This is a genomic window from Thermotalea metallivorans, assembly GCF_001562415.1.
Lineage (GTDB): Bacteria > Bacillota > Clostridia > Peptostreptococcales > Thermotaleaceae > Thermotalea > Thermotalea metallivorans.
Genome location: NZ_LOEE01000034.1, coordinates 25585 through 40604, shown reverse-complemented (window position 1 = coordinate 40604; position 15020 = coordinate 25585). Strand labels below are relative to the sequence as shown.

Sequence of the window (15020 nt, the reverse complement as noted above, 5' to 3'; positions counted from 1 at the left end):
GAAGAAAGGACGAAGTGGGGAGAAAGGGAGAATTTATGGAAATTCACAGTAAGATGATCAAACCGATTCAAGAAGTAAAATATCTTTCTGCAGACAATGCATGGAGGTATCGCACCATTTTGCGCTTTTTCTATATACAGTATGAAAAAATTAAATATTGGATGTACAAGGAAGAAGTATGGGAAGAGCTGAAAAAACATTCTTTGTTTCGAGATTATACGATGGAACAGTGCAAGCAGGATCTGGATGTGCTGGTGGAATGGGGAAATCTGATTCCGATCCAAGACACATCCAAGGTGTCCACGGTAGAGGAGTTTAAAAATAAACAGTTTCGATATCAATTATCGGAGTATACCGTTGAAATTGAAAGGATGGCCATTCGACTTGAAAATATTTTTGTGGAAGGAGCATCCCTAGAACCTACTTTATTGGAACGGATTAAAAGTCACTTGGAGAAGTTTCATGCCATTGTGGAGGAAGATATAAAAAGTGTGGGGATTTGGTGGAGGGACTTGAATACGGATTTTAAGCGGCTCAACCAGAACTATCAAGACTATATCCGAGAGCTGCACAGCATAAAAGCGGAGGAGATGATGAAAACCAGGGAGTTTCTGGTTTTTAAAGATAAGTTTATCGAGTATTTGCGGGATTTTATTAAGGAACTGCAGAAAAACACCTATGGAATTGAAGGACTGCTAAGGGAAATTGACGAAGGAAAAGCAAAAAAACTGATGGAAAAGGTATTTGCCTATGAGCAATCTATCCCAAGGATTGATATGGAGGTCAGGGGGGAGGATATTTTTGAAAATATCCGGGGGCGATGGAGAAATCTACAGGAGTGGTTTTTGGGCTCCCCTGCCCAAAAAAGTGAAAGGGAAAAACTTTTTGAAATTACCAATGAAATCATTCGTAAAATTACTCGTTTTGCTGCGCAAATTGCGGAAAGTCGAAACAGTGCAGCCAACAGAAAGGAAGAATATAAGAAGCTCTGTGAAATGTTTCTAGCCTGTGAGAAGATGGAGGATGCCCATAAGCTGTCCTCCCTGGCCTTCGGAATTTTCCATACAAAACATATCCGGGGAAGTTTTTATAGGAAGACGGAAAGTATTAACAGCGGTGTTTTTGATGAGGACCCCTTTGTAATAGAAATCAAACCGAGGATCAGAGCTTATCGGGAAAAAAGCATGCGGACGCCCATTGAAAATCATCGTGTACAAAAGCAAAATATGCTGCAACAATACATCCAGATGCGGCAGCAGGAGAAAAACATTATCGAAAGTTATATCTGCGATCAAAGAATTGATTTTTCTGCCCTGCCAAGAATTGAATCCCATGTACGGGCAACGCTGCTAAGATGGTTGAGCAAAGGGATGAATTCGCCCAACAAAAGGGCCAAAACGGAAGATGGACATACCTTTCGAGTTGTTCTGCCAGATCCCCCAAAAAGGTGTATTTTGCGCTGCGATGACGGAGATTTGGAAATGCCTGCTTTTATTATTCAGTTTGATTAGGAGATAAATTATGAAAGAACTAGAAATCTTGTTGGAACGATTTTGGATCATCAAAGAACAGGATAAAGAACTTTATTATCAAATCAAGGATGCCAGTCCAAAGCTCAAAAATTTTTTAGAGGACAAGCTGGGCTATAAGCTGATCATCAATCCCTATATCATTAAGTTGGAAAAACTTCCGGGAAAACCTGAAAACTGGATGGGGATAGAAGATTTTGAGGACCGAATGGAGTATGGATTTTTATGCCTTTTGCTTATGTTTTTGGAAGATAAGGGACCGGAAGAGCAGTTTGTATTGTCTCAGATCACAGAGTTTGTCCAAGGGACTTATCCTGGGCAGGAAAAAGTGGACTGGACTTTGTATAAGCATCGACGCCATCTGATCAAGGTTTTGCGCTTTGCAGCGGAAATAGGCCTCATGAAGGTGAATGACGGCGATGAACAATATTTTGCCAATGCGGTGGATACGGAAGTGCTCTATGAGAATACAGGATTATCCAAATACTTTATGCGCAATTTTACCGGAAATTTGCTTTATTATCGCCATTGGCAGGACATAGAAAACGAGGAATGGGTGGATATAGATAAAGACAGGGGCAGAATCAGGAGGAACAGGGTATACAGACGGCTGGTGATGTCACCGGCGGTCTATAGTGAGGGGATAGAAGATGCCGATTATCTGTATATCAAAAACTATCGGAATATGCTCCAAAAAGATATAGAGGAGATGTTGGAAAGCCAGCTGCATGTGCATAAAAACGGCGCCTTTGTGATCTTAGACGAGGGAAAGAATTTTTGCGATACTTTTCCCAACAATAAAAATATTTCCGATATCGTATTGCAGATGAACGGTTTGATTGTGGAAGAAGTCAAAAAAGGAAGCTTCCTCAAAAGGGAAGATGATACCATCCATATTTCCATGGCAAGGTTCGAAGCAATGATTGAAGAATGTCTAAAAAGATATATGGAAGGCTGGAGCAAAGAATATAGAGAGATGAAATTAGAAAAACTTTACAATGAAGTAATCAAATACATGCAGGATTTCCAAATGATACAGGTGAATGAGGGGACGAAAGAGGTAATCATTATGCCTCTGGCAGGGAAAGTGATAGGATGCTATTCTAAGGATTTTACGGAAAGGACGGAAGCAGATGAATAATCGGTGGATAATCAATCGGTTTGGACTTATCAACTTCTGGTATTATGACGAGGAAGAATTTCATTTCTCCAATGGAAGATTGCTCTTAAGGGGGGCAAACGGATCGGGAAAATCTGTAACAATGCAGAGTTTTATTCCGCTGCTTTTGGATGGAAACAAGAGTCCTGAACGATTGGATCCTTTCGGTTCTAGGGCAAGGAAATTGGAAAACTATTTGTTGGGAGAGGATGAGCAAGGGCAAGAAGAACGGACGGGCTACTTGTATATGGAATTTGTGAAGGAAAATACAGAAAAATACCTTACGATAGGTATGGGGCTAAAGGCCAGGCGGGGAAAACCTATGGAATTTTGGGGATTTTCTGTAAAGGATGGCCGGAGAATCGGCAAAGATTTATTTTTATACAAAGACATCGGAGAGAAAATTCCCCTAAGCAAGATAGAATTAAAAAATCGAATCGGCGAAGGGGGAGAAGTCCACGAGAGCCAGCGGGATTATATGGAAATGGTGAACAAACTGCTTTTTGGATTTGATACCACCGAGGAATACGATGAATTGATCAAACTGTTAATCCAGTTAAGAACACCGAAACTGTCCAAGGATTTTAAACCTACGGTGATTTATGACATTATGAATGACTCCTTGCAGCCTTTGTCCGATGATGATTTAAGACCCATGTCGGAAGCCATTGAGAATATGGATAATATCAAAAGTCAGTTGGAAGTACTAAAAAACAGCAAAAAGGCCGGAGAAAAGCTAAAAAATGAATATGATAAGTACAATCGCTTCATTTTGTTGGAAAAGGCAAAAGACTTTATAAAGGCGAAGGAAGAGCTGGATGAAAAGAAAAAACAGCAAAAAGAGCTGGAGATGGAAAGGGAGCAATATGAAAGGCAGTTTCAAGAAGCTGCTGAAAATTTGGAAGATTTTAAACTGCAGCAAAAGCTGATCAATGAGAAAAAGCGGCAACTGGAAGGACATGACGGGTTTAAGGCAAAACAGGAAGTAGATCGATTGGAGAGACAGTTAATAGAGTTGGAGCAGCAAAAGAAAACAAAAGAAGAAAATCGGGAAAAAAAGGAAAGCAAAGAGAGGGAATTGGCAGCAATCTTAAGAGCCGGTGAGGATCTTGAACAGCAACAAAAAAGGGAGATCAAAAGCAAATTGGACGAAATGGCGGAAATTGCAGAAAATATTTGCTTTCATGAACAATTTTTCATGGAGGAGGAGCTGTCCAAAAAGATAGATGAGACCTATGATTTTACGTATATCAAGCAACAGATGGACCGGTATGTCCATCAAATCATCCAAATCAGAAGGGCCTTGGAACAGGAAAAAAATCAATTGGTTGCCTATGACAATGCTCTGGAGCAGCTGGAAAATGCGAAAAAATACAGGGATCATCAGTACAGGGAGATGGAAAAGGCCGAGAGGCTTCTGTTGGAAACCAAGGAGGAGTTCATTGAAAGAGTCCATACATGGGCAAAGAAAAATGAAGAATTGAAGATTTCCAAGGAAACGTTGGTAGAAGTGACCCGGAAAGTCCACCAATATGGGGAAAGTACAACCTATGATGATATCCTGGAAGAACTTCGGAAAACCTATCATGATGATGAGAACAGGTTCAACAAAGAAAAATTAAATTTAGAAGTGTTGCGGGATGGCCAGAATGAGCTCTTGAAACAAAAGGAAGAAGAATTGCGGCAGTGGCAAAGTCAAAAAGATCCGGAACCAGAAAGGAAAGAACAGGTTCTGAGAAATCGTGAACGGCTGAGCAGGGAGGGGATTCCCTTTATTCCCCTTTACCAAGCCATAGATTTTCAAAACAATGTGCCGGAGGCGTTTAGGGGAATATTGGAGGAAGCCCTGCTGGATATGGGGCTTTTGGATGCTTTGATTATTCCTAAGGAATACAGGGAGAAGGTCTTTGCAATGGATGTGTCCATGGCGGACCGTTATATTTTCTCTGATCCAAAATTCTTTCAGCATGAACTTTCTTCCTTCTTGAGGCCGGAAAAATCAGATATTTCAGGGGTCAGTCGAGAAGAGGTTGACAATGTATTAAAAAGTATTCTATTAGATGCAGAAAAGGAAGGCCCCTATATCAATGAAAAAGGAGAATATGGCATTGGATTGCTGAAGGGAAAGGTGACAAGGGACTATAAGCCAAAGTATATTGGCGTAGAAGCCAGAAAAAGATTCCGAGAAGAGATGATAGAAAAATTAATAGGAGAACAGGGGATCATTCAAAAAAATATATGGGAAATAGAGCAGAAAATAAAAACCATAGAGGAGCGCAAGAAAGTTTTACACAACGAATGGATAGCTTTCCCCAAAAAGGAAGATTTGGAAACAGCCCTGCATTATGTGCAAGGGGTAAGGCTGTCTTATGAGAGCAGCCAAAAAGAAGTAGCGAGAAATGAAGGAATTGTAGAAAAAACCTATGAGGCCCTCAAGGAAATCCGCCAAAAGATTAGGGTATTGACCCAAAAAATGGAAATTCCCTTAAACTTAGAAGCCTATGAAGAAGCAGAGAAAGAGGCTGATCTCTACAAAAATGCCCTCAGAGAATTGGAAACACAACATATAAAGCTGTTGCAACAAATCCATAAAAATGATTTGATGCACCGGCAAAGGGAGGACGTATTAGAAGATTTAGATGCTATACTGTATGATTTGGGAAGGATAGAAAGGGACATCAAAAGCCACGAACAGCAGCTCAAAAACTGTCAAGAACAGTTGAAATTATCAAATTATGAAGAGATCAAAAAGGAAATCGAAGAATGTATTCAAATATTAAATGAGCTGCCTGGAAAGATTGAAAAAGAAATAGAAAAGAAAAAGCAGGGGGAAGTGGAACGAAATCACAGGATCACCAGATTGGCGGAAGCTTGGGAGGAAATCCAATGGATAGAGAAATTATACCATATATTCCAGGAGGGTTTCCGACAAGAAATGGCTTTAGGATATGTTTTTCCCTATAACAAGGATGAGGATATTTTCAAAGCAGCCAAGCAGGTGTATCAGGAATTGAAAGGAGAAGAGAAAGCCGGGAAGCAGAAAGAAGACTATACGGCGGCTCTCCAAGAAAAATATCACGAAAATGTCCAGTACTTGGTGGAATATAACCTGTTTTTGGAGCATATTTTCCATGGGGAGTCGGAAGAAAAGGATGAAAAAATCAGAGAAGCCCTTCGAAAACAGAGAAGAATTGAAATCAAGGGAAAAACCCAGGGCAAGGACGTAAACTTCTATGGATTGATGACTTTTATTGAAGAGGCGATGAAGGAGAATGAGAATCTGCTTCGGGAAAGCGATCGACAATTGTTTGAAGATATTTTAACCAATACCATCAGTCAAAAAATACGGGCAAAGATTTATCACAGTGAACAGTGGGTAAAACAAATGAATGCTCTCATGGAATCTATGAATACATCCAGCGGACTGTCCTTTAGTTTGGTGTGGAAGAGCAAAATCAAAGAAACGGAAGAACAGTTGGATACCAAAGAACTGGTGGATTTATTAAAGCTGGATCCTAGATTGTTAAGTCAAGAAGATTTGAAAAAATTGTCCAGGCATTTTCGCTCAAAGATTCTTGAAGCCAGGAAGCAATTGGAGGACAGCGGAAAGACCCAGACGTTCCATTCGATCATGAAAGAGATACTGGATTATCGCAAGTGGTTTGAATTTCGTTTGTTTTTCAAGAAGACGGGGGAAAATAGGAAAGAATTGACAAACAACGCCTTTGATCGATTGAGTGGGGGAGAAAAGGCTATGGCCATGTATGTACCTTTGTTTTCGGCAGTTTATGCAAGGTATGAAGGTGCTAGGAAAGATTGTCCCCGCATTATTTCACTGGACGAAGCCTTCGCCGGTGTGGACGAAAACAATATCCGGGATATGTTCCGCCTGTTGGAAGAGTTAAGGCTAAATTTTGTAATCAATTCTCAAATTTTATGGGGAGACTATGATACGGTGCCTTCCTTGTCTATTTGTGAATTGGTAAGACCCAACAATGCCAATTTTGTTACCGTCATCCGTTATCGATGGAACGGAAAGGTGAAGGAGTTGCTGGTAGAAGAGGGAGATCTGGATGGAAAAAGTGAAACTGCTTAACCAAAGTGTCGATTATTTTAAAAATAATGAAGGCTTCCATCGATTGTTTGTAAAGATAAAGGAAAAATATAAATCTTTAGGAAATATAGGAGGAACCATTGTCTTCGATCATCTGACGGAGGAAGAGAGGAAGGCTTTTACGGGCTTTTTTCGAAAAGATTTTCGAAAGAGGAAGTCTGCGGTAATAAAGCTTGAACAAATTCAACATGCTTTAGATATGACAAAGTTTCGTGGAATAGCTCTTTTGGATATATTGGAACAGTATTTTGAAGAAGAATTGATTCCCAAAAAGGAAGAAAAAATGAATCATGATAGGGAAAAAGAATCTTTCTTTCGTGAAATTATTGACAGATTTGCCGGTACCAAGGCGGGAGAATGGCTAGCCTTTGTGCTTGAACAAAAAGGAAAAGGCTATAGGATTCTGGTACAACGATATAACATGGATAAAGAAAAATTGAGGGAAGATCTTTCTATTGTTTGCAATGCAGTGAATGGGCTTCCTTTCTACAGGGAAAAGAAACAAAGGCTGGCTGTATTTTCTTCTGCTGTCAGTAAAAATCCTCATACTTTCGATGAAGGTACGCCATGCGGACAATTGCTTTTGCACGCATTGGGCTATCTTTTCCATTGTGAAATGCCCAAAAATGCGGAGGAGAGAACAGAACTATTGTATCAAGCCGGTATCCTGAAGGATGAGGTTTCCAACTATACCCTTTGCAGCGGGCTAATCGCTTACAGAGAGGGGAAAATCCATGGGGGATGGGAAGGTTTTTACCGGTATGGGGAATCCATGCAGGTATCTTTAGAGAATTTGAGTTATTTGGATCGCATCATCAGCCCCCGTGGGAAAGTATTTGTCTTTGAAAATCCAACGGTATTTAGTGAGGCTAGGGAGCGAATGATTGAAAAACTGCCTCCTTTGGTGTGTACTTACGGACAGGTGAAGCTTTCATCTTTGATTTTATTGGACATGTTAGCCAAGGAAGGGACACAGATCTATTATTCCGGAGACTTTGATCCCGAAGGGCTGCTGATTGCAGACAAGTTGAAAAAAAGATACGGACATCAATTGATTCTTTGGCGATATGCAAGGGATGACTATGGAAGGGCAGTTTCCAGCAATCCTATAGAAAAAAAGAGAATGAGACAACTGAAAAGTCTGCAGGATGCCAAATTGAAAAAATTAGGGCAGTATATGGAGGAAGTGGGATATGCAGGCTATCAGGAGTTGTTGACAGATCTATTGGTGCAGGACATTTCCGACGCTTTCCCTGAAGGGGATTGTTTGTTGTTCCTTTGAATATATTTTTTCTCCCTTTCAGGATAGGATATCTAAATTCCTTTTTATTAGACAGGACATGTCCTAGGAGTGAGTGCAATCCATATGGAAAAGAAGGCAGTATTTTTTGCAGGAGGAATTTTTTCGCTGCGCAGCAACAAGCCATTGGAGGTATCCATATATCTAAATTGTGTCCCGATATAACAAAAAAGTCCCAATAAAACATTGGGGCTTTTTTTGTATTTTTTAGGTTTTCAATATACTTTTCTCATAGGTTTCTTGGTAGACCTATTTTTGTCGTGGGAAAAGTATAGTTTGTGAAAAATTGAAAATAATAAATAAATGCATGGCAACAGTAGGAGACTGGAAAAATTTAAGAATAAATAAAAAATAGAAAAGTGTTTTTCATCGGCAAATAGGAGGAAGAACGGCATGATTTATCATAAAGATGCTTATCTCGTCGTAATCGGCGGTGCGGAGGACAAAACGGCAGACAAGGTTATTTTGAATAGACTGGTGGAATTGACGAAGAAAAAGGACCCAAAATTTCTTGTGATTACTACAGCTACAGAAAAACCCAGGGAGGCTGGAGAACAGTATACCAAGGTTTTTAGGAGTTTAGGCATTGCTAAAACTGTGGTTCTCAATATAGAAAGCCGGGAGGACGCAAACCGTGAAGAAATATTCAATGAGATGGAGGAGGGTGACTGCATTTTTTTTACCGGTGGAGACCAACTAAGGATATCCAGCATTCTGGGAGGCACGAGGGTTCATGATTTGCTTCATAGAGCCCTTCATGAGGGAAAAATCATAGCAGGAACTAGTGCTGGCGCTTCCATGATGAGTGAAATTATGGTGGTGGAAGGTATCGATGAGGAAGCTCCCAGCAGATGCACCATCAAAATGGCTCCGGGGATGGGATTGATCGAAGGGGTTATCATTGATCAGCATTTTAATCAACGGGGAAGAATCGGAAGATTGTTGTCTGCCATTGCCCAAAATCCCCATTCTTTAGGCATAGGCATTGATGAAAATACAGCCATTGTCTTAAATCATTACAATACCTTTGAGGTTATTGGATCGGGTGTTGTCACCATCATTGACGGAAGGAATATAGCGTTTACCAATACCTGTGAACAATATCCCGATGAACCCTTGGCCATTACCAATGTAAGGGTTCATGTACTGCCAAAGGGTTATGGCTACAATCTTACAACGAAGGACCCAATCATACAATATGAAAAGGTTCAAGACCAATCATAGGAGGAATCGAAATGAAGCTTGTGAATCTAAGTGTGTTAAGAGGGAGGAATGTATACAGCCACAATCCGGTGATAAAGCTGACGGTAGATCTGGAGGAACTTTATGATACGCCTACCCTTGAAATTCCCATGTTTAATGATAATCTGTTGGCTTTGATTCCCGGCCTAAAGGAACATAAGTGCTCGGAAGGCTACAAGGGAGGATTTGTGACAAGGCTTAAGCGGGGAACGTACTTGGCTCATGTATTAGAGCATACGGCGATAGAACTGCAAAACATGTTGGGGTATAAAGTCAGTTTCGGCAAGGCAAGATGGAACAGCGGTCAATCCGTTTATAATGTGGTATATGGATATAAAAATGAAGTGGCCGGTGTGGAAGCGGGCCTACTGGCTTTTGATATTCTCCATGGGCTCCTGGAGGGAAAAAAAATTGAACTTCATGGGCGGTTGGAAGCAATCCGCCAAAAAGCCGGTGAGTTTGAGCTGGGACCTAGTACAAAAGCCATCGAGACGGAAGCGACGAAGGCGGGTATTCCCGTAATTCGCATAGGGCAAGGCAGTCTGCTGCAGTTAGGCTATGGGATCCATCAGCGGAGAATTCAAGCAACCCTTACAGATCGAGCAAGCTGTATTGCCGTAGATATAGCCTGCGATAAGTGGATGGCAAATGATTTTATGAGGCAAAACGGAATTCCTGTCCCCGAAGGCAGGATTGCCCACAACAAATTTGAAGCCGTAGAAGCAGCGAAAGAAATCGGATACCCTGTGGTCGTAAAACCTATTAACGGGAATCAGGGAAAAGGCGTCTGCCTAAATTTGCACTGTGACGAAGAAGTCATGGCTGCCTATGAAGCCGTAGAAAAATACACTCCGGATGCTTTGGTGGAAAAGTATATTGAGGGAAAGCATTACAGAATTTTGGTGGTAAAGGATAAAGTGGTGGCAGCGGCAGAAAGGATTCCTGCCCATGTGATCGGTAATGGGAAAAACACGATCGAGGAACTCATAGCAATAGAAAATCAAAACCCTCTCAGAGGAGAGGGCCATGAAAAGCCTTTAACAAAAATAAAAATTGATGACGTGATGATGCTTTTACTAAAGAAAAATCATTTATGTCTGGAGGATATACCAGAGAAAGGGCAGATTATCTATCTGAGAGAAAATGACAATTTAAGCACCGGAGGAATTGCCGTGGATGTAACGGATCTAGTGCATGAGGATATTCAAAGAATGTGTATCAGGGCTGCCCATGTCATTGACTTGGATGTGGCGGGAGTAGATGTTACTACAAGGGACATTACAAAGCCTCTCAAGGAAACGGGAGGGGCCATCATTGAAATTAACGCAGCCCCAGGCATCCGGATGCACCATTATCCATCATCCGGTACCCCGAGGAATGTGGCCAAAGAGATTGTGGAGTCCCTTTTCCCAAAGGGAAAGGAACATTCGATTCCCATTGTAGCCGTGACAGGAACGAACGGAAAAACTACTACCACACGGCTTATCGGCCGCATATTGAAGGAAGCGGGGCACTGTGTAGGAATGACTACTACGGGAGGTATTTATATAGGGGATGAATGTATTCTCAAAGGTGATACCACAGGACCTTCCAGTGCCAAAACGGTACTGATGCATCGGCAGGTTACGGCGGCAGTTTTGGAAACAGCTAGGGGAGGTATTGTCAACAAAGGATTGGGATATGATTTGGCTGATGTAGGTGTGATTACCAATATCACCGATGATCATCTAGGAATCGATGGCATTGAGACCCTGGAAGAATTGGCTCGGGTGAAAGCCCTTGTCATCGAGGCAGTAAAGGATGACGGATACTCCGTGATTAACGCCGATGATGAATACTGCCTGTATGTGAGAGATAGGGCTTATGGCAATATCATATTGTTCTCGAAGGATCACAAGAACAATTATGTGGTCAAACACATTAAAGACGGAGGACGGGTTGTATATATTAAGGATCAGATGATCTATATGGCTACAGACAAGGAGCAAATTCCTGTGGTAAATATAGAAAATATTCCTGCTACCTTAGGCGGTGTGCTGATCCACAATGTGGAAAACAGTCTGGCGGCAGTGGCTGCAGCTTGGGGACTGGGCATTGATAAAGATATCATCAACCGTGCCCTTGTCAGCTTCAAATGCGATGAAAATGAGAATCCCGGAAGATTCAATATGTATGATGTGGCTGATTTTAAAGTCATCGTTGACTATGGACATAATTTTGACGGATACAAAAAAGTAATCGAAGGGCTCCAAAAAATAAAAATCAACAGACTCATCGGCGTTATCGGTGTGCCGGGAGACAGGATGAATGCCAGTATCTATGAAGTAGGCATTTTATCAGGGCAGAGCTTTGATCATATTTTTGTCAAAGAGGACAGGGACCGCAGGGGCAGGACAGAAGGAGAAGTGGCGAAGTTGTTGATGGAGGGTTGCATCAAAGGTGGTGCAAATCCAAAAAAAATAGAGATTGAATTATTGGAAGAAGTGGCTCTGGAAAAGGCAATGAAAATGGCGCAGGCAGGAGATATTGTGATTGTATTTTATGAAGACAGGGGAAAAGTCATGGAGGTTATCGATCGCTTTATTGAGCAGCATCATCGCCATGTGCTTGAGGAAACTGCAGTTAGCCTTTAAAAACTATTAAAAACTATAAACTGGTAACTATTAGTTATAAACTATTAGCCATCAGCTATTAGCCCAGCCATTGACCAGCAGCCAGCAACCATTGGTGACGAAGCCAAAATCTCAAAGGTTTATGAACATTGTATTGCTTTGTATTCAGTATGATTCTCACAAAATATCTTGTGAGAATTTTTGTTTTTTTGAAAATTTCAACAAATGTATTGCCATTTTTTGGCCAGCATGATAAGATAAAAATAAAAATGAAACGTTTCCAAAATGAAGGGATGATATGATGAACAAAATTGTGACAATAAAGGATGTAGCAAAGAAAGCCAATGTGGGCGTAGGTACTGTTTCACGGGTACTCAATCATCATCCGTCAGTAAAGGAAAAAACTAGATTAAAAGTGATGGAAGCGATCCAGGCATTGGAATATAACCCCAATGCCATTGCCAGGAGTTTAAAGGCAAAGGAAACACGATCCGTCGGGGTGATGATTCCCGATATATCCAGCGCTTTTTTTCCCGAGGTTGTGCGGGGGATTGAAGATGTGGCCAGTGCTTACAAATATCACATCATCCTATGCAACATTGATTTGGATCGGGAGAAGGAAAAGGTTTCCCTTCAGATGCTCAAGGAAAAAAAGGTGGATGGTATTATCTTTATCAGCAATACGGTGGATGAAGGGTTGCGCAGTGGATTTAAGAAAATAGAGATTCCTATTGTTCTCGTTTCCACAAGAGATCCGGCCAATGAGTTTAAAAGCGTGATCATTGATAATGCCATGGCAGCCTATGAAGCTGTTGATTATTTATGCAAGCTGGGGCACAGAGAAATTGCCATGATTGCAGGCCAGAAAGATGATCCAAATGCAGGAATCCCAAGGGTTGAAGGATATAAAAGGGCACTGAGGGAAAATCACATACAGGTCAAAGAGGAATGGATCTACCATGGGGACTACAGATATAAGTCAGGCTATGATATCATGCAGGAAATATTAAAAAAGGAAAAACTCCCTACGGCTGTTTTTGCGGCTTCAGATACCATGGCCGTGGGGGCTGCAAGCGCAGTTCTTCATAGGGGGTATCATATACCGGGCCATATATCGATTGTAGGTTTTGATGGAATTGAAGTGTCTGAATATTTTTACCCCTCCATTACCACGATTCGACAGCCCAGATATGATATGGGAGCCTGTGGGATGAGGCTTTTGATGAAAATGCTGAAAGGGGAAAACGTTGAGGAAAATGAAGTGATTTTGAAGCATGAGCTGATCAAAAGAAATTCTTGTAGAGCGGTAAGGGGGGATTAGACGTTGAAAAGGTTTCTGAAAAAATATTATTTGGAGTTTGCTTTTATTTTGCCATTGACTTTATATATTCTGGGTTTTACAATTTTACCGATTTCCAAAACCATATGGATGAGTTTTCAGGATCCCACCACGGGCCGATGGGGATTATCCGTATACAGAGAACTCTTTCGAAGGCCTGACTTTGTTCGATCAATTTTTCATACAGTGGTCGTTACCTTGATTGAACTTACCATTCAAATGACCCTTGGGCTTTTGATTGCAATGGCCTTGAAACAGGATTTTAAAGGAAAAGGTTTAGCAAGATCTTTAGTACTGCTTCCTATGGGAGTACCTACCTTGGTAGCGGGTGTTGCCCTGATTTATATTTTCGGGACCCAGGGGTATTTGAACGAATTGCTGTTTCAGCTGGGTTTCATCAAAACTCCAGTCTATTGGACATCGGGAGGCATCAAAAGCCTTTTCACCATTGCTTTTGCCGACTCTTGGAAAGTAATGCCTATGGTTGTACTTTTGTTTTTAGCAGGTTTGGAATCGATTCCAAGCGAAATCTATGAAGCCGGCAGCATAGACGGTGCCACAAAATTACAAAGTTTTAGACACATCACCTTGCCCCTTTTAAAGCCCACCGTTACCATGGTGATTTTGCTGAGGGCGGTGGATGTATTTCGAATTTTTGAATTGCCTCTCATTTTGGTGGGAAGGGCGACGCCTTTTCTGGCGACCTTTGCCTATGACGAGTATCGTGCCTATAATAATTTGCATGCTTCGGCGGCGGCCTCAACGGTTTTGCTCATTTGCATTATTCTGTTCATGTACCTGTATTTCCGGTATGTAGACAAGGGGGGAGCTTTTGGCAATGGCAAGTAAGAAGATATGGAAAAAAATACTGTTTTATTTGGGAATTGCCCTGATATGCTTTTTTATGGCAACCCCTGTATATATATTGTTTCGAATTTCTTTCAGCATTCCCGAGGAAGTTCTCACCCAGCATCCTAAATTTCTGATTACCAATTTTACCTTTAAGCACTGGGATCAGGTCTTAAAATCCGGCAATTTATGGCCGCCTTTGCGAAAAAGTCTTCTCGTGGCGACCTTTACCATGCTGTCGTCTTTGGTGATCGCAGTACCGGCGTGTTATGCCATATCCAGATTGAATAAAAGGTTAAAATATATCATTGTGTTGTCTTTGTTTTTTACGAGGATGTTCCCCAATGTGGGAATTGCTTTGCCTATTTCCGTGGTATTTTTAAAATGGAATCTGTTGGATACCCATCTGGGCCTTGTTTTGGCCCACTTGATTGAACAGCTTCCCTTTATTTGCTGGATATTGGTTTCTACCTTTGAGACCATACCCTTTGACTTGGAGGAAGCTGCCATGATTGATGGAGCAGGCAGACTGCAGACATTGGCTTCAGTCATTCTTCCTGTGGCAGCACCGGGCATTGCTGTCTCTGCCATGCTGACCTGGTTAAATTCATGGAATGAATTTACCTATGCCCTTTATTTGTCCCTTTCTACAAGGACATTGCCGTTGCAGATCTATTATTACGTAAGTCGGGGAGGTTTTTTTCAACAGGCCGCATATTCAACGATTCTTGCCGTTCCCGTGCTGATCTTGACCCTTGTGTTGCAAAGATTTATCCGCGGCGAATATTTGAAAGGTGCGGTAAAGGGTTGATGTTCCAGGAAAAATGTAAAAAAATCTGATGATTGCTCTGAAGATAGGCAGAATTTTTCGGATTG

The 15020-nt window shown here is 41.4% G+C and carries 9 protein-coding genes; all 9 read left to right on the top strand.

Annotated elements, in window-relative coordinates:
* Nucleotides 1–35: 35 nt before the first annotated feature.
* The 9 genes from AN619_RS08495 (at nt 36) to AN619_RS08455 (ending at nt 14955) form a co-directional block, all read left to right on the top strand.
* Nucleotides 36–1511: a TIGR02677 family protein gene (locus AN619_RS08495; RefSeq protein ID WP_068556303.1), complete on the top strand. Its 1476-nt coding sequence runs from the start codon at nt 36–38 to the stop codon at nt 1509–1511.
* 10 nt (nt 1512–1521) lie between these two features.
* Complete coding sequence (locus AN619_RS08490) at nt 1522–2670, top strand: TIGR02678 family protein (protein WP_068556302.1); 1149 nt, start codon at nt 1522–1524, stop codon at nt 2668–2670.
* Nucleotides 2663–6784: a TIGR02680 family protein gene (locus AN619_RS08485; RefSeq protein WP_068556301.1), complete on the top strand. Its 4122-nt coding sequence runs from the start codon at nt 2663–2665 to the stop codon at nt 6782–6784. The genes AN619_RS08490 and AN619_RS08485 overlap by 8 nt, the downstream gene beginning before the upstream one ends.
* Nucleotides 6762–8084, top strand: coding sequence for a TIGR02679 family protein (locus AN619_RS08480; RefSeq protein WP_068556300.1), 1323 nt, complete (start codon nt 6762–6764; stop codon nt 8082–8084). The genes AN619_RS08485 and AN619_RS08480 overlap by 23 nt, the downstream gene beginning before the upstream one ends.
* 411 nt (nt 8085–8495) lie before the next feature.
* Nucleotides 8496–9326: a cyanophycinase gene (locus AN619_RS08475; protein WP_068556299.1), complete on the top strand. Its 831-nt coding sequence runs from the start codon at nt 8496–8498 to the stop codon at nt 9324–9326.
* Nucleotides 9327–9337: 11 nt separating this feature from the next.
* Complete coding sequence (gene cphA / locus AN619_RS08470) at nt 9338–11977, top strand: cyanophycin synthetase (protein ID WP_068556298.1); 2640 nt, start codon at nt 9338–9340, stop codon at nt 11975–11977.
* 280 nt (nt 11978–12257) lie between these two features.
* Complete coding sequence (locus AN619_RS08465) at nt 12258–13277, top strand: LacI family DNA-binding transcriptional regulator (RefSeq protein WP_068556297.1); 1020 nt, start codon at nt 12258–12260, stop codon at nt 13275–13277.
* 3 nt (nt 13278–13280) lie between these two features.
* Nucleotides 13281–14144: a carbohydrate ABC transporter permease gene (locus AN619_RS08460; protein WP_068556296.1), complete on the top strand. Its 864-nt coding sequence runs from the start codon at nt 13281–13283 to the stop codon at nt 14142–14144.
* Nucleotides 14134–14955, top strand: a complete 822-nt coding sequence (locus tag AN619_RS08455) for a carbohydrate ABC transporter permease (RefSeq protein ID WP_068556341.1) — start codon at nt 14134–14136, stop codon at nt 14953–14955. The genes AN619_RS08460 and AN619_RS08455 overlap by 11 nt, the downstream gene beginning before the upstream one ends.
* Nucleotides 14956–15020: the final 65 nt, after the last annotated feature.